Below are 17,137 nucleotides of genomic sequence, written 5' to 3' on the forward strand. Positions count from 1 at the left end.
GCGCACCCCGTTCTTGGCTTGGCCCGTCGAGGGGATTTCATGAAGGCTTCTTTCTTGCAGTGGGGGTCGCGCCTCAGCTTTTTCGCGCTCGTGGGTGCGGGGTTCGGCGCTCGTGACATGTGTCTGGGCAACGATGGACCGCCGCCGGATCCGCCGGCGCCCGTGGACGCCGGCGAGGACGCACCCGACGGAGCCATGAGCAAGCGGCCTGCGCTCCCCACTCCGGGCGACGTGCGCCCGATCTGAGGACATGGCGAGGGCGTCGTATGGAAGGGGAAGGGCGATTTCATAAGCTGGTCGGTTCGGTCGCCGCGATCCCGGCGCCACCGCTCGACGCCCCGCTCGCGGGCCTCGATCACCTGCGCCGCCTCGGCCTGCGCCTGCTCGGCCCCTTCCTCTCGCGCTCGCTGCTCACCGATCGCGAGCGCCGTGTCGCCGTCCTCGGCTCGGTGCTCATCGTCGCCGCGTTTTTCCTGGCCTCGTCGTGGCCCGTCGTGATGCTCGTGCTGGGGCCGCTCGTCTGGGGCATCCCGCACGTGCTCGCGGATGTGCGCTACCTCGTGGCGCGGCCGGGCCTGCATCGGCGGCCGCTCGTGCTCGCGGCGATCGGCGCGGGCATCCTCGCCGCGGGCCTCGGCTTCGGGGTGCGCGGGGGCCTCGTCGGCGCGGCGCTCGCGCTCTGTGTGGCGCGGACGTCGTGGTCACGAAGGCTCATCGGACTCTCCGTGGTGGGCGCGTTGTTCCTGCTCGCGCGGCGCGCCGGATGGCTCGCCGACCTTGCGTTCGCGCACCTGCACAACCTCGTCGCGGTCGTGATCTGGTGGGCCTGGCGGCCACGGAAGACGCGCCTGCACCTCGTGCCGATCGCGCTCTTCGCGGCGGGCACGGCGGCGCTTTTGCTCGGCGCGGCAGAGCCCTTGCTCGCGTGGAGCGGGGGCGCGGAGGCGCGCTGGACGGGGCTCGGGATGCGCTACCTCTCGTGGACCCTGAGCCCCATGCCGACGGGACCATTCGCAGCGCGGTTCGTCGTGCTCTACGCGTTCGCGCAGGCGACACACTACATCGTCTGGCTCCGGCTCATGCCGGAGGACGATCGACCGAGCAAGACGCCGCGCTCCTACCGGCAGAGCTTCCGGGCGCTCACGGGGGACATCGGCGGGTGGATCCTCTGGCTCTCGGCGATCGGCGCGGTCGCGCTCATCGTGTGGGCGTTCTTCGGTCCGGGCGCCGCGCGAGACGGTTACCTGCGGCTCGCGTTCTTCCACGGCCATCTCGAGCTCGCCGCGGGCGCTCTCCTCTGGGCCGAAGGCCGCCGCGCCTGGTCGCCGCCCGAGGCCGCCGCCTGACGGGCATGCAGGCCGGGGAGGCGATCGCCCGGTACGGCGTGGCGTTCGTCCTGACGCAGGCGATCGAGGTCCCGATCTACCGGCGCGCTCTCGGCGTGCGGCCGCTCGTCGCGTTCGGCGCGAGCGCGATCACGCACCCGATCGTGTGGTTCGTCATGCCGAGCCTGTGGAGGTCGCTGTACGTGGCGGCGATCAGCGCCGATCGGCGGTTCGTGCTGGGGGAGCTCGGGTACTACCTCGGGTACGGGGTCCTCGCGGAGGGGTTCGCCGTGGCGGTGGAAGCGGCGTACTTCTGGAAGGCGGGGATCACGGCGCGGAGGGCGTTCGGGTGGGCGATCGCGGCGAACGCGGTGAGCTCGCTGCTTGGGCAAGCGCTGCGGGCGGCGACGGGGTGGCCTTGAGCAGGAGCAAGACGATCCCGACCGGGATCATCACGCCGAGGCAAACCCACTGCGCCGCCGTGAGCCCGTGCCACCGCGGATCCGAGAAACGCCCGTCCTCCGCGCGCAAAAAATCCAAGCCCAGACGCAGGGCTCCATAAGCGACCGCGAGCACGCCGGTCACCACGCCCGGGCGCGACGCGCGACGCGACGCGAGCACGACGAGCACGACGAGCAGCGGCGTCGCCATCCACTCGAGCAAGCCGAGGTCGAAGCGCGCGCCGCCCGGGTACTGCACGGCGAGCCAGGACGAGGAGAGCCGGCCCGGATGATCATGCGCGAACGCGCAAGCCGCGCGCGCAAAAATCCATCCGAAGGGAAACGCGTACGTGGCCGCGTCGGCCGCGGCGAGCACGGGCATCCGCAGCGCCCGCGCGAGCCCCACGAGGCCCACGATCGCCCCGAGGCAACCGCCCGCCGACGAGAGCGTCCCGCCTCCGCCCACGAGCTTCCCCACGCCGTACGCGCCGCCGATCGCCGCCGCCACCGTGCCGATCGCGAGCGCCTCGATCGCCCCCTTCGAACCGAGCTCGAGGGCACGCGCGCGCCGCACGAGCACGAGGTGGTTCACGATCACCGAGAGCGTGAGCAAGAGGCCGAACCCGTGGAGGCCGAACGGCAAGGCGGGAAACTTGAACCAGGGGATCACGCGAGACTGCTACGATGCCACGGCATGCGCGAGGAAGGCACGAGCTCGCGATCCCCGGCGCGCGCGGCGCTCGTCTTTGCTGTCGCCTGCGCGCTCCTCGCGCTCCTCCGGTTCGAGGGCATGGCCATCGGCAGCTTGCTCGTGCGGCCGATCGCGACGCTGCTCGACCCGCGCATGCAAAGGCACGCCGGCTGGGTCCTGGCCCACGTGGTGCTGCTGTTCGCCGCGCCGCTCGCCCTCGCCAGGATCGGGGGCCTTCCCAAACCCGCGCACCTCGGGCTCGGGTTCGGCGACGCGCGGCGCTGGGGGACGATCACGATCGGGCTCTTGCCCCTCGTGGTGATCGGCGCCGCGATCCTCGCGCGTGTGCCTGGCGTCGCCGCGCATTACCGAGCCCACACGGCGGGGATCTCCGGGCTCTTCGGGTGGTTCGGGTGGATCGCCATGTGGGGCGCCGCGTTTTTCGCCTGGGAGTTCTTCTTTCGAGGTCTGCTCGTCGTGGGCCTCGCGCGGGATCTCGGCGGACCTGCCGCGATCGTGCTGCACCTTCTGCCGTTCACCCTCGTGCACGTGGGCAAGCCCGCTCTGGAGGTCCTCCTGACCGTTCCGGGAGGCCTTGTCTTCGGCGCCCTCGCCTTCCGGGGTCGCTCGATGCTCGGGCCCTTCCTGCTTCACTGGACGCTCGGCGCGAGCCTCGATCTGTTCGTCGCTCGAAGCGTATCCGCCCTTCCCTCGCTCGCCTCTGGCGGCTAAAACCGTCGAGCGCGTGCCCGAGCCCCAAGCCTCCCAGCCCGATCTCGAGCTGCCCAGCATCATCGGCCGTTACGAGGTCTTACGCCTCGTCGGCGAAGGCGCGATGGGCCGCGTGCTCTGCGCCCACGATCCCGTGCTCGGTCGTGATGTCGCGGTGAAGCTCTTGCGCGGCGATCTCCTGATCCCGCGCGACGTGCGGGAGGGCCTGCTCGCCCGCATGCGCCACGAGGCTCGCGCCGCCGCACGCGTCGCGCATCCGAACCTCGTCACGCTGCACGACATGGGCGAGGACGGGCGCTTCGGGCTCTACCTCGTGTTCGAGTACGTCGAAGGGCCGACGCTCAAGCAACGCCTGAAGGCCGGCGCAATGCCAGCCGGCGAGGCCGCGCGGCTCGCGCGCGAGCTCGGGAGCGCGCTCACGTTCGCGCACGGCGAGGGCATCCTCCACCGCGACATCAAGCCCGAGAACATCATCCTCTCGCGCACCGGCGGCAAGATCGCGGACTTCGGCATCGCCAAGATCCCCGACTCGACGCTCACGCACGCAGGCGGCCTCATGGGCACACCCGCCTACAGCGCGCCCGAGACGTTCGGCGGGAAGAACTTTTCCCCCGCGAGTGATCAGTTTTCTCTCGCTGCATCGCTGTACGAAGCGCTCTTCGGCGAACGCGCGTTCCCCGGCGACGACGCCGTCGAGGTGGCCGCGCGAATCGCGCGGGATCCGCCGAACCGCTTGGCCACGCGCCGCGGCCTGCCCGCCGCCGTGGACGACGTCTTCGCCGTGGCGATGGCCAAGGCGCCGCACGATCGCTACGAGAGCTGCGCGGCGTTCGGCGAAGCCCTCGCCGAGGCGCTCGCGCCCGCCGTGGAGACGCCCGCGCCCCGCGCCACCGCGCCGAGCGCGCCCGGCCGCGTGACGGCCGCGTCCATCCACCACGAGGCGATGCCGCACGCCGCAGGAGAGCTGCCGTCCGAGCGCAAGCGCGGGCAAGTGCTGATCGGCATGGTCGTCGTCGCGGTCACGGCCACGCTGCTCGTGCGGCTCGCGCTCCACGACGACAGCGAAGCCCAGAACCGGCGCGCGCTTCCCTCGGCGAGCGCCTCCACCGACGTCCCCCCGCCCGCCTCGGCCGACAAACCTCGCCCGACCGTGTCCACGCCGCAGCCGCGCACCTCGCGCCCGCGCGTCGAGCCCTCGAGCGCGGCGAGCGAGGATCCCCCGGAGGCCGAGGCCGACGCGGGGCCCGAGCTCGCGACGGACGCGGGCCTCGACGCGAGCGCGCCTGCGCCTTCGGGATCGGCCGCGCCCTCTGCGTCGCCCACGAGCGCCCCGTCGGCGAGCCCCACGAGCGCGCCCTCCGCCCTTCCCGCTTCCCCGGCGCCGGCCGCTTCGCAGGCCGCACCCGCGCCGGCCAAACCGTAGAGGCCTTTCGCCATGATCATGCGTTCTTTTGCTTTTCCGATCAGAGCCGCCTTACCCGCGGCGCTGCTGCTCAGCATCCCGAGCGCGGCCTTCGCCGCGCCGTCGCTCACCGTGGAGAACACGGGTCAACCGGCGACGCTCCCGGGCAACATCACGAACGACTTCAACATCCTGACCATCAAGAGCGGCGCCGTGCTCCGCGTGCTCGCCAAGGGCACGGGGCCCTCGACGGGACGCCTGCACATCCGCGCCAACCGCATCATCATCGAGTCCGACGGCTTGATCGACGCCACGGGCTCGGGTCATCCCGGCAAGGCGGGCCTGCCCGGCGAGGGCATGGGCGGCGGTCAGGTGAACGGGAACAGCGCGGGCGGCGGCGGCGCGTACTTCGGCGGCGGCGGCGACGGGACGACCCAGGCGCCCCTGTGCGGCGGTCCCTTCGGCCTCGGCGGCTCGTCCTACGGCACCCCCTCGATGCTCGACCTCGGCAGCGCGGGCGGCTCGGGCAGCTCGACGCCCGGCATGGGCGCGAGCGGCGGCAACGGCGGCGGCGGGGTCTGGCTGCAAGCCACGCGCATCGAGATCAACGGGACGATCGCGGCGAACGGCGCGAACGGCAACGTGCTCTCCAACATCGGCGCGGGCGGCGGCGCGGGCGGCCACGTGATCCTCGACGCCTACGTCATCGACTGGCAGACGAAGGCGAAGATCACGGCGAAGGGCGGCGCCGGCGGGATCGGCACGGTCGGCGTCGGCGGCTCAGGCGGCGGCGGCATCGTGCGCATCCACGCGAGCAGCGTGTCGTCGCCGCCGGTGGGCGTCATCGACGTGAACGGCGGGCCGGCGTCCGAGGGTTGTTCCACGGGCATCGGAGATCAGGGCACGAACGAGTTCGACGATCAGAACGTCGAGTGCACCGACTTCGACGCCGACGGGGCGCGCTCGATCCTGTGCGGCGAGACCGACTGCGACGACACGAACGACAAGATCGCGCCGGGCCTGCCCGAGACCTGCAACGGCATCGACGACAACTGCAATAACGAGATCGACGAGGACGCGACGTGCCCGGGGGGCCTCATTTGCCAGGCCGGCAAGTGCGACTCGGAGGTCTCGCCCGACGCGGGCCCGACGACCGACGGCGGCGCGCCCGCCGCGCCCGAGACGGTCGAGTACCGCGGCGGCTGCTCGCTCGCGCCCGCGGCCCAGGGCGGGTTCGCGCTCGCGGGCCTCGGGCTCGTGGCGGCGCTCGCGGCGCGGCTCGCGCGAAGGGCGAGGAAGGCACGATGAAAACCGGAACGAGGCACATGATGCGCAAGACGACTTGGCTCTTCTTCGCGACGGCCCTCGTGGTCGCCCTGCCCTACGGCTGCGGCTCCGAGGAAGAGGGCCCGTTGTTCCCCGGCGCGGGCGGCGATGGCGGTGAGGGCGGCGCGGGCGGCGATGGCGGCGCAGGCGGCCAGGGCGGCGCGGGCGGTGAAGGCGGCGCAGGCGGCCAGGGCGGCGCGGGCGGGGGTTCGTCGTGTGATCCGACCACGGGCATGACCGCGTGCGACGCCTGCGTCTACGGCCAGTGTTGCGCGGCGGCGCTCGCATGCGATGAAGGGACGCCGTGCGACGCGCTCTGGAACTGCGCGCGCACGGCGGGTTGTCTCTCCCCTTCCGAGTCGGACTTCGACGGCTGCGCCGTCAAAGCCTGCCCGATGGAGGCGACGACCGAAGCTGTCTCCGCGCTCGAATCCTTGGCAGGTTGTATCCGGACGAGCTGCGGGAAAACGTGCGGATGACGCAGCACAGCGAAAACCCGGGACTTGACAGAAGCACGCCCGCGGAGGACACGCTCGCGGGGCGGGAGGCCGCGATCACCTCATGACCACGACGCGCCAACATTCCGACGAGCTCCACCTCGCCCTGTATCGAAAAATGTTTCAGATCCGCCGCTTCGAGGAAGAAGCGGCGCGCGCTTACGCGCAGGGCAAGATCGGTGGCTTTCTCCACCTGTACATCGGCCAGGAGGCGGTGGCCGTCGGCGCCGTCGCATCGCTCGAGCCGACAGACTACGCGATCACCACGTACCGGGACCACGGCCTCGCCCTCGCACGCGGGATGACTTCACGCGCGGCGATGGCGGAGCTCTTCGGCAAGGTCACGGGTTGCTCGAAGGGCCTCGGCGGCTCGATGCACTTCTTCGACGCCGAGCACAACATGCTCGGCGGCTACGGCATCGTGGGCGGCCACGTCCCGCTCGCCGTCGGCACCGCGTTCGCCTCGAAGTACCGTGAGGATGGTCGCGTCGCGATCGTCTTCCTCGGCGAGGGCGCGGTGAGCATCGGCGACTTCCACGAGGGCATGTCGCTCGCGGCGCTCTGGAAGCTGCCGATCGTGATCGTCGTCGAGAACAACGAGTACGCGATGGGCACGTCGCTCTCGCGCACGCTCTCGGTCGAAGACGTCTCGCTCAAGGCCGTGGGCTACGGCATGGCGCGTGATCGGTTCTTCGCGCACCACGTGCTCGAGGTCCACGACCGCATCGGCGAGGCGATCGACCGCGCGCGCACGACGAGCGAGCCCACGCTCGTCGAGGTGCGCACGTATCGCTTCCGCGGCCACTCGATGAGCGATCCGGGCAAGTACCGCACGCCGGACGAGCTCGAAGAGCGCAAGCGCAAGGACCCGCTCATGGTCTCGCGCGCGGAGCTCGAAGGAAAAGGCCATCAAGAGGCGCTGCAGAAGATCGAGGCCGAGATCGAGGCCGAGATCGAGGACGCCATTCGTTTCGCCGAAGAGAGCCCCGAGCCGGGGCCCGAGCTGCTCGAGGCGACCACCTACAAGGGAGCATTCGCGCGATGACCGTCTTGCGCTACAGGGAGGCGGTTCGCGCCGCCATGATCGAGGAAATGGAGCGCGACGAGCGCGTCTACCTCATCGGCGAGGAGGTCGGCGCGTACCAGGGCGCGTACAAGGTGAGCGAGGGCATGCTCGAGCGCTTCGGCCCGAAGCGCGTGATCGACGCCCCGATCACGGAGAGCGGCTTCACGGGCATCTCGATCGGCGCGGCGATGGTCGGACTCCGGCCGATCGTCGAGTACATGACGTGGAACTTCTCCGCCGTCGCGTTTGATCAGATCCTGAACAACGCGGCGAAGATCCGACAGATGTCGGGCGGCCAGCTCCACGTGCCCATCGTGCTGCGCGCGCCGAACGGATCGGCGCGGCAAGTGGGCTCGCAGCACTCGCACGCGATGGAGCACTTTTACGCGCACGTTCCCGGCTTGAAGGTTTTGGCTCCCGCGACGCCCGCCGACGCGAAGGGCCTGCTCAAGACGGCGATCCGCGACGAAGATCCGGTGCTCTTCATGGAGAGCGAGACGCTCTACAACGTGAAGGGCGAAGTGCCGGACGATCCGGATGTCCTCGTCCCGATGGGCCAGGCTCGCATCGCGCGCGAGGGCAAGGACGTGTCGATCATCGCGTACGGTCGCCCGGTGCACGTGGCGCTCGAGGCCGCGGCGCAGCTCGAAAAGGAGGGCATCGACGCGGAGGTCGTGGATCTCCGATCGCTGCGTCCGCTCGACGAGCAAGCGCTCGTGCGGACGGTGCAGAAGACGCACCGCGCGGTGCTCACCTACGAGGGCTGGCCGTATGGCGGCGTGGGCGGCGAGATCGTCGACCGCATCCAGCGGCTCGCCTTCGACGAGCTCGACGCGCCGATCCTGCGCGTCACGTTCCGCGACGTACCCATGCCGTACAACGCGAAGCTCGAGCAGTACGTCCTGCCGCAACCCGATCGGATCGCCGACGCGGTCCGCCAGGTGCTGTACCGAAAGGGCTGATCGGTCATGGCCAAGATTCTCGAAATGCCGAAGCTGTCCCCCACGATGGAGGAGGGACAGATCAGCGTCTGGCACAAGAAGGAAGGGGACACGATCGGCGTCGACGATCTGCTCGCCGAGGTCGAAACCGACAAGGCGACGATGGAGTATCGGTCCTTCGACAAGGGCACGATCCTCAAGATCCTGACGCCCGCAGGCAGCGTCGTGCGCCTCGGACAACCCGTGGCGATCATCGGCGCGGCGGGTGAGGACATCGCCGCGCTCGTCGCGAAGGCGGGCGGCGGCGGCGCACCGGCCCCGGCCCCGGCTCCGAAGGCCGAGGCGGCTCCCGCGCCTGCGCCTGCGCCCGCTCCCGCACCTGCGGCCGCGCCCGCACCCGCTGCCGCTCCGGCGCCCGCCCCCGCTCCCGCTCCCGCGCCTGCGGCCGCTCCCGCGCCTGCGGGCGAGCCTGGGCGCGTAAAAGCCTCTCCGTACGTCCGCAAGCTCGCTCGGGAGCGAGACCTGAGCCTCGCCGGCGTGACGGGCTCGGGTCCGGGCGGCCGCATCGTCGCCCGCGACCTCGACGCGCTCCCGAAGGCCGCGCCTGCCCCGGCCCCCGCGCCTGCAGCCGCCGCTCCGGCGCCCGTCGCCGCCGCGCCGGGCGAGCTCCTCGCGCCCGAGGTGCGTCCGCTCAGCATGATGCGCAAGGCCATCGCGCGGCGGCTCGTCGAGTCGAAGCAGACGGTCCCGCATTTTTATCTGACGATCGACGTCGACGCGGATCCGCTGAATGCCCTGCGCGAGCAGATCAACGCCGAGCTCGCCGCGGCCGCGGAGCCCGGCAAGGATGCGGCGAAGATCTCGCTGAACGATCTGCTCGTCAAGGCCTGCGCCATTGCATTGCACCGCGTCCCCGAGTGCAACGCGCAATATACGCCCGACGCCATTCTCGTGCATCGCCGCGTCGACATCTCGGTCGCCGTCGCCGTGTCCGAGGGCCTCGTCACGCCCGTCGTGCGTGATGCCGACAAGAAGAGCATCACCACCATCGCCGCGGAGATCCGCGACCTCGCCTCGCGCGCCAAAGCGAAAAAACTCAAGCCCGAGGAGATGGCGAACGGCACGTTCTCCATCTCGAACCTCGGCATGTACGGGATCGACGAGTTCTCCGCGGTCATCAACCCGCCCGAGGGCGCGATCCTCGCCGTCGGTCAGGTGCGGCGCGAGCCCGTCGTGAAGGGTGATGCCGTGGTCCCCGGTCGCCGCCTCGCGATGACGCTCTCCTGCGATCACCGCGTCATCGACGGCGCCGTGGGCGCGACGTTCCTGAAGGCGCTGCGGGCGCTCATCGAGCGCCCGATGCAGATCCTCGTCTCCTGACGAGGCGAGCGAGGGTGCGCCCCCGACGCGGGGCGCACCCTCTTTGCCATCTATCGAATCACGGCTGGTTCTGGCAGTTGCGGCGCGTGAGCCAATCGACCACGGACCGCACGATCGGCCGATAGCCGAACGCCGGCGACGCGAGGTCGTCGAGGTTCGCCGGACAAACCGAGCCGACCACCGCCTGATCCCCGAGCGCCCGGAACAGCGAGAGCGGCCGGAGGCCCGGATAGGCCTTGGCGCGGACCTGGAGCGTGCGCCCGCCGGTCGCGGGGTCGACCTCGCAGAGCGGGTTGTCGTTGTTCGGCTCGAAGCAATCGCACGCCGTCACGCTCGGGTTCGAGCAGTCGCGCTGCTCGCCGGGCAGGAGCGGCAGGATGCACGCGTATTGCAGATCGTTGTTGTCGATCGTCCACTCGTTGCCGTTGATCGGGTTCCCGCCCGGGTTCGACCCGTTCACGAGCACGTCACCGGTGATCGGGTTCGTCCCGACGCGCGGCAGGCTCGACTCGACCATGTGCGGATCGAGCGGCTTCACATGGTCTGCGGGCTCGCCGAGGATCACGTCCCAGGTCGTCATGCCGCTCGCGTCGAGCGGCGCGGCGAGCTCGGCCGCGGTCTTGAAGCCCTTCGAGATGTCGCTCAGGTCGCGCGCCACGTCTTGCCAGGGCACGCCCACGAGCCCGCTGATGAGCACCTTCTCGGGCCCGCGAATCGCCGTGATGTTGTCGTTCGGGTCGAGGTCCGAGAAGAGCGGGTTCGGCACGAGCTCGCCGGCCCGGTTCGTGATCGTGGCCTGACTGAACGCCTGCGCGTACCGGTCGATCGGATACATGAAATCGATGCCGAAGCGGCGCTTCTGGTCCCAGCAGCGCAGGTTGATGTCGTCCTCTTGGGTCGTGTAGAGCGCGACGCCGCCGTTCGGGTCCTGGCACGACGGATCGGCCGGGCACTGCCCCGGGTCCTGGCCGCACGATTTGCAGCACGGATCGTTCGGATTGACCGCGCATTCCTGCCGCGCGCGTGGCATCCGCACGTTCGTCGCGCCGACGCGGAGCTGGTTGACGTAATAGAACTGCCCGTATTCCTTCGTCGAGCAATCGTTCTCGTCGGTCAGCATGAGCACGGTGAGCAGCGAATCCGGCCGCAGGAACTCCGCGCGTTGCTGCAGGAGCACGGTGTCGATGCCGTCGGGCACCGCCCTGTTGTTCACGACCGAGATGCTCTCGTAGGGCTCGGGATCCACGAGGAAGCGGTAGATGCTCTCGAGCTGCGACTCGTAGCCGCAGCCGATCTGCCCGACGCCGATGACCATGTCGCGCAGCGCCGGCACGAGGCCGCCGCCCATGCCGTCGTCGACCTGGCCCTCACCCGGCGGGTTGAGCTGCTGGTTGGGATCCCAGGCGAGGAAGCCCTTGTTCGCGTACGTCGGCACATCCGCGCCGCCGCATTGATCCAGGCGCGAGAGCAGGTGCCCCTTGTCGTTGTTCGTCGTGTTCGGGTTCGGCGAACACTCGAAGCTGTTCGCATCCACGTTCGGGCACGAATCCGCGCCGTGGCCGCCGATGCTGGAGCTGATGACGCCGATGTGAATGTCGGAGATCGGCTCGAAGGCGCGGAACGTACCAGGCGGACAGGAGTCCGTGGGCACGCTCGGCTGCTGCCCCGCGGGCACGGGCACGCCCGACGCGTCGATGCAAGGCGGGTTGATGACGCCCTGCACGATGTCCGGGATCGCGCGGGCCAGGATGTTCTGCTTGTCGGCCATGCTGCGCGAATTGTCGATCGCGAAGAGCAGGTCGAGCTTCTCGGCCGCGACGCACGCCGCGGGGCCGCCGCCGCCGCTGCCGCCGTTTCCGCTACCGCCCGTGCCACCGCCCTCGCCGCCGGTGCCGCCCGTCCCGATGCCACCGGTGCCGCCCGTCCCGATGCCGCCCGTGCCGCCGTTTCCGCTGCCGCCCGTGCCGCCGGTCCCGCCGGTGCCACCGCCCGTCACCTCGTCCTTGCACCCCGCAAGCGCAAGCAACGCTACGAAGCCCACCCCGAAGATAGTCCCACGTCGACCGCTCATGTCATGCCTCCCTGTAAGGATAAGGGCGTAGGGGAGAAAACATGGCTTAACGGTGATCGTCAAGGGGTGCGCAGCAAATCGCGCGCGCCGTCGGCCACGAATTGCACGGCGATGGCCGCGAGGATGAGGCCCATCACGCGCTCCAGGATCGCCACGCCGCTCTGCCCGAGGACACGTTGCACGAGCGAGGCCGCGCGCAGGATGAAATAGGCCGCGACAAACGTGATCGTGACGGCAAGAAGGACGGGCACGGCGTAGAGGAGGCTCCGCGTGTTGCCCTGGGACATGAGCACCATCACGCTGGCGATGGAGCCCGGGCCGGCGAGCAGGGGCATGGCGAGGGGCACGAGCGCCACGTCCTCCTTGCGTGCGCTCTCCTCGGTCTCTTCGGGCGAGGTGCGGGTCCCCGGGCGCTTGGCGCGCAGCATGTCGAGCGCGGTGAGCATGAGCAGGAGCCCGCCCGCCACGCGGAAGGCGCCGAGGCTGATGCCGAAGATCTTGAAAATGACGCCGCCGAAGATCGCGAACGTCATGAGGAGGAAGTAGCCCGTGAAGCAGGCGCGGCGCGCCATCTGCCGGATCTTTTCGGGCGGATCGTTCGACGTGATGGCGAGGAAAATCGGCACGACGCCGATCGGGTCGACCACGAAGAACACCGCCGAAAGGGCGACGAAGAAAAACGTCACGAGATCGGTCAAGGGCACATCCTACGGATGCGCTCGCTATAGACCCGCAACTGGCGAGGCGCCAGCCTCATCGGGCCCCCGGCGCGGGTTGACGTGGGGCGGACACCGCGGTATCTCGCCCTTCCCATGTTCCGCGTGACCGAAGAAGTGCGGTTTTGTTATGGCCACCGCCTGCTCGACTACGAGGGCCCTTGCGCCCGCATCCACGGCCACAACGCCCGCGTCGCGATCGAGCTCTCGGCGCCCACGCTCGACCGCAAAGGGTTCGTCGCGGACTTTTTCGACATCGAGAAGGCCGGCAAGGATTGGATCCTCGCGCAGTTCGACCACCGCCTCATCCTGCGGGAGGACGACCCCGTCATTCCCTTCCTGAAGCAGGCGGGCGAGGCTTTCGTCACGCTCCCGGTGAATCCGAGCGCCGAGAATTTCGCCAAGCTCATTTTTGATCACCTCCGCGCGCACGGCGCGCCCGTCACGGCCGTGTCTTTCTACGAGACGGACACGGCCGTCGCGACGTACGAAGAGCGCTAGGGTTTTCCCATGAGCAAGGCAGCCCTCGTCACCGGCGCAGGCAAGCGGATCGGTCGCGCGATTGCGATGATGCTCGCGCGCGACGGTTTTTCCGTGGCGGTCCATTACCATCGATCCCGCGAGGACGCGGAGAGCCTCGTCGCCGCCATCGAATCGGCCGGCGGGCGCGCAGCGGCGGTCCCGGCGAACCTCGCGGACGAGGCGGAGACGGGCTCGCTCGTGGATCGTGCGGCTCTGCTCGTGGGGCCGCTCGTGGCCCTCGTGAACAATGCCTCGACGTTCGAGTACGACACGCCGGAGACGGCCACGCGCGAGACGTGGGACCTGCACATGGAGGCGAACCTGCGGGCGCCCTTCGTGCTCACGCAGCAATTCGCGCGGGGCTTGCCCGAGGGCGTGGAGGGCGCGGTGGTGAACGTGCTCGATCAGCGTGTCTGGAACCTGAGCCCGCATTACACGACGTATACCGTGAGCAAGGCCGGGCTCTGGGCGCTCACGCAATCGCTCGCGCTCGCGCTCGCGCCGCGCATCCGGGTGAACGCGGTGGGCCCCGGGCCGACGCTCCCGAGCACGCGACAGACCCCCGAGCAGTTCGCCGCGCAATGCGAGAGCATGCCGCTCCGCCGCGGGGCCACGCCCGAGGACGTCTGCGACGCGGTCCGTTACCTGCTTTCGGCGCGCGCGGTGACGGGGCAGATGATCGCGGTCGATGGGGGCCAGCACCTCGGCTGGGCCACGCCGACGTCGGATTCGTCGCCGGATTGATCGGCGTAGGCCCACGCGGCGGGCGCCGTGCGGCCGGCGATCTGTGTTATCGAGGGGCATGACCCCGACGGCGATCCCCACGGCCCCCGGCGAGAACCTGCTCGGCCATGCCCACCATTTCCAGAGCGACCGGTTGCCCTTCTTCCGGCGCGTCGCCAACACGGGCGACGTCGTCGCGGCCCGGATGCTCCATCGCACCTTCTATTTCGTGAACGGCCCAAAGGCCGCGCACGAGATGCTCGTGGAGAAGGCGCGTAGTTTCGAAAAATCCCCCGGCATCCGCATCCTGCTCCACGATCTCGCGGGCCAGGGCCTCTTCACGAGCGAGGGCGATCTCTGGCGACGCCAGCGCCGCTTGCTCTCGCCGCTCTTCCACCCGACGCAACTCCAGACCTACGTCAGCGCGATGAACGGCGAGGCCCTGCGCGTCCGCGAGCGGCTCCGCGAGGGCGAGCGCACGGATCTCGCCGCCGAGATGACGCGGGTCGCGATGAGCGTCGTTGGCCGCGCCCTCTTCGACGCGCGAACCTTCGACGAGGCCGACGAGCTCGGCGAGGCGCTCACCATCGCGCTCGGCTGGGTGAACAACCACATGGGTCGGCCGTACATGACGCTGCAGATCTCGGCCATCGGGATGACCGAGGTCCTCGATGGAAAACTCCCGCCGTGGCTCGAGGATGTCCGCGTCCGCGCCCGCGCCGCGCTCGATACGCCGATCTTCATGCCCGGCCGGAACGATCCCAAGATCGTGCGCGCGCTCGAGGTCCTCGACAAACGTATTCAGGCCATGATCGACGACCGCCGCGCGAGTCGCGCCGATCGAAATGACCTGCTGACGCGGCTCCTGTATGCGCGCGACGCCGATCTCGGCGGCGAGGGCATGAGCGACAAGCAGATCCGCGACGAAGCGAATACGCTGTTCATCGCGGGGCACGAGACCACGGCGACCGCGCTCGCCTGGTCGTTTTACCTGCTCTCGCGCGACCCCGCCGCGCGGGCGAAGGTGCAGGCCGAGGCCGACGCATTCGGCCCCGAGGGCCCGACCTCGTACGACCCCGAAAAGCTCGCCTACACGACGCGTGTCTTCAAGGAGGCGCTGCGCCTCTATCCGCCGGTCATCGTGCTCCCGCGGCGCTCGCTCGAGCGCGTCGAGCTCGGCGGCCACAGCTTCCCCGAGCGCACCGTCTTTTTCATGAACGTCTACGGCATGCACCACCGGAAGGATTGCTTCGCCGATCCCGAGAGGTTCGATCCGGACCGTTTCACCCCGGAGAACGAGGCGAAACGCCCGAAATCGGCCTGGATCCCGTTCGGCGTGGGGCCGCGCGTGTGCATCGGGAACCATTTCGCGCTGATGGAAGGGCCCGTCGTGCTCGCCACGTTGATGCGTGGTTTGTCCTTCGAGGTCGAGCCGCAAGACGTCGAGCCCGAGACGTTCGCCACGCTCCGCCCGAAAGGCGGCGTCTGGGCGCGAGTTCGCCGCCGCAGCGCTTGACGCCCTCTCCGCCCGCCGCCCCGCCTCCACCCTCCCCTCTGTAGCTCCCCCCTTTCGCCCCGCGCTTCCGGGATGCATACGTATCCTTGCGCACGTTGTCTACACAAAAGTTTCAACAAAGCTTGCACAACACATGAACAAACGATATTCCATAGAACGTTCGCTGCACAAAATAGCGAGCAGGGACACAACTACCCTTCGTTCGAAGGCCAGGTTCAGGAGTACCGACCGTGAAGCAAGAGCTCCTCCGTTCTCCGCACGTGATGCTGGGCGCAGCGCTCCTCGTTTCGTCCCTCGGAGGCCTGGGCGCTTGCCAGAAGGCCGAGGAGGAAGCCGCACCCGCCCCGGAGCCCGCCGCCGTGGCGCCCGGTCGTTGCATCTACACGAGCCCCTTCACCCAGGCCGAGGAGTGCCGCGATTACACCGGCAAGGGCTGGTCCGCCGAGACCGCCGAGGCCGATTGCAAGGCGCTCGCGAATTCCACCTTCACGAAAGCCGAAGCTTGCGCCTATCCAAAGACGCTCGGCCGATGCGTGCTCGACGGCGGAAAGGACGACGAATACAGCATCGTCTTCCCCGGCGAAGACGCAGCCCAGTGCGCCTCGACCCAGCGCGGCTGCGAGCTCTTCGGCGGCGGCAAGTTCCTGCCCGACGCATGTGAAGGCGTGATCGACGAGCCAGGCAATCCCGATCCGGAAGGATCGGTCTTCCAGTGGCCCACGCAGGTCTGTGTGGACCCGAAAGCCGGCGAGCCCGCGGGTGAGAACGGCGGCAAGGTCTGCACGTTCGGCGCGATCTCGGGCTGTACCGAGCCCGGCCGCGCGTTCACCGATTACGCGTCCTGCGAGCCGGTCCTCACGCAGCGCCCCTACTGGCCCGCCCCGCCCTCCGATTTCAAGACCCCCGACGACGATCCGCGTCTCTCGGACCCGCAATGGCTCGGCGAGCTAGCCTGGGTGACGGAGCAGGTGGAGGCATGCGGCTGCGTGTGTTGCCACTCGGAGAAGGCCGCGCCCGCGGAGGGTCCGTCGAACTGGTACATCGAGGCCGGCCCGATCTGGACCGACAGCTTCTATCCGACGGGCCTCGCACTCGCCGCCGGCTGGGTCTCCTCAGCCGCACTCGGCGCCTATCCGCCGGACGAGAACAACGGGTTTTCCCGCGACGTCGCCGGCCTTCCGACCACGGACCCGGCACGAATGGTCGCTTTCTTCGAGGGCGAGCTCCTCCGGCGCGGATTCAAGAAGGAAGATTTTGCGAGCGAAACGCCCTTCGGCGGGCCGCTGTACGAGCAGAGTCTTTACGTGCCGAGCGATTGTGATGCCGGCCAGGGCGTGGACGCCGCCGGCAAGATCACGTGGACCGGCGGGGACGCCCGTTACGTTTACATTTTATCAGCGGACGCGAAGAACCCAGGCGCGCCGCCGAACCTCGACCTGCCCGAGGGGACGCTCTGGCGGCTCGACGTTCCATGGTCCGCCGCGCCTGTGAAGAGCGGTATCACCTACGGCGAAATCCTGCCGAATACAAAGCAGGGCCATCCCGCAGAGGGGAGCCCAGAAAAGCTCGTCCCGGGCACGAAATACTATCTGTACGTGTGGGCAGACGTCGGCATCCCGATCACGCGGTGCCTGTTCAACGTCCCGCTTTGACGCGCGGCGCGGAGCGGAGCGGGGCGTTGCCCCGCACCCCAGCAGGGGGCTGTCCGCCCCCTGCACCCCGGACCAGGCACGGCCTGGACCGAGGGCGGATAAACCGCGCGATGCGCGGTTTATCCGACGGGCCCGGG

At 69.6% G+C, this 17,137-nt stretch carries 17 protein-coding genes; 14 read left to right on the plus strand and 3 right to left on the minus strand.

The window, feature by feature from the left end:
• Positions 1 to 39: 39 nt before the first annotated feature.
• From KEG38_RS45605 to KEG38_RS45615, 3 genes are read left to right on the plus strand one after another with little or no spacing between them, the layout of a single operon-like run.
• Positions 40 to 246, plus strand: coding sequence for a hypothetical protein (locus KEG38_RS45605; protein WP_272427029.1), 207 nt, complete (start codon positions 40 to 42; stop codon positions 244 to 246).
• 20 nt (positions 247 to 266) lie between these two features.
• Positions 267 to 1,346 (plus strand): hypothetical protein, encoded by a 1,080-nt coding sequence (locus tag KEG38_RS45610; protein ID WP_272427030.1) that lies wholly within the window; start codon positions 267 to 269, stop codon positions 1,344 to 1,346.
• 5 nt (positions 1,347 to 1,351) lie between these two features.
• Entirely contained in the window at positions 1,352 to 1,747 is a 396-nt protein-coding gene (locus KEG38_RS45615; protein WP_272427031.1) for a hypothetical protein, read from the plus strand.
• Here KEG38_RS45615 and KEG38_RS45620 read toward each other — a convergent pair.
• Positions 1,653 to 2,435, minus strand: coding sequence for a prolipoprotein diacylglyceryl transferase family protein (locus KEG38_RS45620; protein ID WP_272427033.1), 783 nt, complete (start codon positions 2,433 to 2,435; stop codon positions 1,653 to 1,655). The genes KEG38_RS45615 and KEG38_RS45620 overlap by 95 nt on opposite strands.
• Before the next feature lie 24 nt (positions 2,436 to 2,459).
• On the opposite strand from KEG38_RS45620, the gene KEG38_RS45625 reads away from it, so the two are divergent.
• From KEG38_RS45625 to KEG38_RS45655, 7 genes are all read left to right on the plus strand, one after another.
• Positions 2,460 to 3,188: a CPBP family intramembrane glutamic endopeptidase gene (locus tag KEG38_RS45625; protein ID WP_272427034.1), complete on the plus strand. Its 729-nt coding sequence runs from the start codon at positions 2,460 to 2,462 to the stop codon at positions 3,186 to 3,188.
• Between the two features lie 13 nt (positions 3,189 to 3,201).
• Positions 3,202 to 4,611 carry a serine/threonine protein kinase gene (locus tag KEG38_RS45630; protein WP_272427035.1) on the plus strand — a complete coding sequence of 470 codons (1,410 nt, stop codon included), beginning with the start codon at positions 3,202 to 3,204 and terminating at the stop codon, positions 4,609 to 4,611.
• A 12-nt stretch (positions 4,612 to 4,623) separates the two neighbouring features.
• Complete coding sequence (locus tag KEG38_RS45635) at positions 4,624 to 5,898, plus strand: putative metal-binding motif-containing protein (RefSeq protein WP_272427036.1); 1,275 nt, start codon at positions 4,624 to 4,626, stop codon at positions 5,896 to 5,898.
• The gene (locus KEG38_RS45640; RefSeq protein WP_272427037.1) at positions 5,895 to 6,395 is read left to right on the plus strand and encodes a hypothetical protein; all 501 of its coding nucleotides are present in this window, start codon (positions 5,895 to 5,897) and stop codon (positions 6,393 to 6,395) included. The genes KEG38_RS45635 and KEG38_RS45640 overlap by 4 nt, the downstream gene beginning before the upstream one ends.
• A gap of 82 nt (positions 6,396 to 6,477) precedes the next feature.
• Positions 6,478 to 7,458, plus strand: coding sequence for a pyruvate dehydrogenase (acetyl-transferring) E1 component subunit alpha (gene pdhA / locus KEG38_RS45645; RefSeq protein ID WP_272427038.1), 981 nt, complete (start codon positions 6,478 to 6,480; stop codon positions 7,456 to 7,458).
• Entirely contained in the window at positions 7,455 to 8,441 is a 987-nt protein-coding gene (locus KEG38_RS45650; protein WP_272427039.1) for a pyruvate dehydrogenase complex E1 component subunit beta, read from the plus strand. Before pdhA ends, KEG38_RS45650 begins: the two co-directional genes overlap by 4 nt.
• Positions 8,442 to 8,447: 6 nt before the next feature.
• Positions 8,448 to 9,800: a pyruvate dehydrogenase complex dihydrolipoamide acetyltransferase gene (locus tag KEG38_RS45655; protein WP_272427041.1), complete on the plus strand. Its 1,353-nt coding sequence runs from the start codon at positions 8,448 to 8,450 to the stop codon at positions 9,798 to 9,800.
• 58 nt (positions 9,801 to 9,858) lie between these two features.
• Here KEG38_RS45655 and KEG38_RS45660 read toward each other — a convergent pair whose 3' ends face one another.
• Both KEG38_RS45660 and KEG38_RS45665 read right to left on the minus strand, forming a co-directional pair.
• On the minus strand, positions 9,859 to 11,871 hold the full coding sequence (locus tag KEG38_RS45660; RefSeq protein ID WP_272427042.1) for a hypothetical protein: 2,013 nt from the start codon (positions 11,869 to 11,871) through the stop codon (positions 9,859 to 9,861).
• A 59-nt stretch (positions 11,872 to 11,930) separates the two neighbouring features.
• On the minus strand, positions 11,931 to 12,575 hold the full coding sequence (locus tag KEG38_RS45665) for a MarC family protein (protein ID WP_308215661.1): 645 nt from the start codon (positions 12,573 to 12,575) through the stop codon (positions 11,931 to 11,933).
• 108 nt (positions 12,576 to 12,683) lie between these two features.
• Between KEG38_RS45665 and KEG38_RS45670 the strand changes: the two genes are divergently transcribed.
• The 4 genes from KEG38_RS45670 (at position 12,684) to KEG38_RS45685 (ending at position 17,000) form a co-directional block, all read left to right on the plus strand.
• Complete coding sequence (locus KEG38_RS45670) at positions 12,684 to 13,088, plus strand: 6-pyruvoyl trahydropterin synthase family protein (RefSeq protein ID WP_272427044.1); 405 nt, start codon at positions 12,684 to 12,686, stop codon at positions 13,086 to 13,088.
• Between the two features lie 9 nt (positions 13,089 to 13,097).
• A complete protein-coding gene (locus KEG38_RS45675) occupies positions 13,098 to 13,853 on the plus strand; it encodes an SDR family oxidoreductase (RefSeq protein ID WP_272427045.1) in 756 nt (251 codons plus the stop codon).
• A 58-nt stretch (positions 13,854 to 13,911) separates the two neighbouring features.
• The gene (locus KEG38_RS45680; protein ID WP_272427046.1) at positions 13,912 to 15,348 is read left to right on the plus strand and encodes a cytochrome P450; all 1,437 of its coding nucleotides are present in this window, start codon (positions 13,912 to 13,914) and stop codon (positions 15,346 to 15,348) included.
• 230 nt (positions 15,349 to 15,578) lie between these two features.
• Positions 15,579 to 17,000 carry a proteinase inhibitor gene (locus KEG38_RS45685; protein ID WP_272427047.1) on the plus strand — a complete coding sequence of 474 codons (1,422 nt, stop codon included), beginning with the start codon at positions 15,579 to 15,581 and terminating at the stop codon, positions 16,998 to 17,000.
• Positions 17,001 to 17,137: the final 137 nt, after the last annotated feature.

The sequence above is a fragment of the Polyangium jinanense genome (genome assembly GCF_028435265.1).
Classification (GTDB): Bacteria; Myxococcota_A; Polyangia; order Polyangiales; family Polyangiaceae; genus Polyangium; species Polyangium jinanense.

What these genes read in the sequence shown, in the direction of transcription:
- KEG38_RS45660 (WP_272427042.1), bottom strand. Translation starts at nt 11,871, where the DNA reads ATGAGCGGTCGACGTGGGACTATCTTCGGGGTGGGCTTCGTAGCGTTG.
- KEG38_RS45650 (WP_272427039.1), top strand. Translation starts at nt 7,455, where the DNA reads ATGACCGTCTTGCGCTACAGGGAGGCGGTTCGCGCCGCCATGATCGAG.
- KEG38_RS45680 (WP_272427046.1), top strand. Translation starts at nt 13,912, where the DNA reads ATGACCCCGACGGCGATCCCCACGGCCCCCGGCGAGAACCTGCTCGGC.
- KEG38_RS45615 (WP_272427031.1), top strand. Translation starts at nt 1,352, where the DNA reads ATGCAGGCCGGGGAGGCGATCGCCCGGTACGGCGTGGCGTTCGTCCTG.
- KEG38_RS45610 (WP_272427030.1), top strand. Translation starts at nt 267, where the DNA reads ATGGAAGGGGAAGGGCGATTTCATAAGCTGGTCGGTTCGGTCGCCGCG.
- KEG38_RS45670 (WP_272427044.1), top strand. Translation starts at nt 12,684, where the DNA reads ATGTTCCGCGTGACCGAAGAAGTGCGGTTTTGTTATGGCCACCGCCTG.
- pdhA (WP_272427038.1), top strand. Translation starts at nt 6,478, where the DNA reads ATGACCACGACGCGCCAACATTCCGACGAGCTCCACCTCGCCCTGTAT.
- KEG38_RS45640 (WP_272427037.1), top strand. Translation starts at nt 5,895, where the DNA reads ATGAAAACCGGAACGAGGCACATGATGCGCAAGACGACTTGGCTCTTC.
- KEG38_RS45625 (WP_272427034.1), top strand. Translation starts at nt 2,460, where the DNA reads ATGCGCGAGGAAGGCACGAGCTCGCGATCCCCGGCGCGCGCGGCGCTC.
- KEG38_RS45635 (WP_272427036.1), top strand. Translation starts at nt 4,624, where the DNA reads ATGATCATGCGTTCTTTTGCTTTTCCGATCAGAGCCGCCTTACCCGCG.
- KEG38_RS45675 (WP_272427045.1), top strand. Translation starts at nt 13,098, where the DNA reads ATGAGCAAGGCAGCCCTCGTCACCGGCGCAGGCAAGCGGATCGGTCGC.
- KEG38_RS45655 (WP_272427041.1), top strand. Translation starts at nt 8,448, where the DNA reads ATGGCCAAGATTCTCGAAATGCCGAAGCTGTCCCCCACGATGGAGGAG.
- KEG38_RS45605 (WP_272427029.1), top strand. Translation starts at nt 40, where the DNA reads ATGAAGGCTTCTTTCTTGCAGTGGGGGTCGCGCCTCAGCTTTTTCGCG.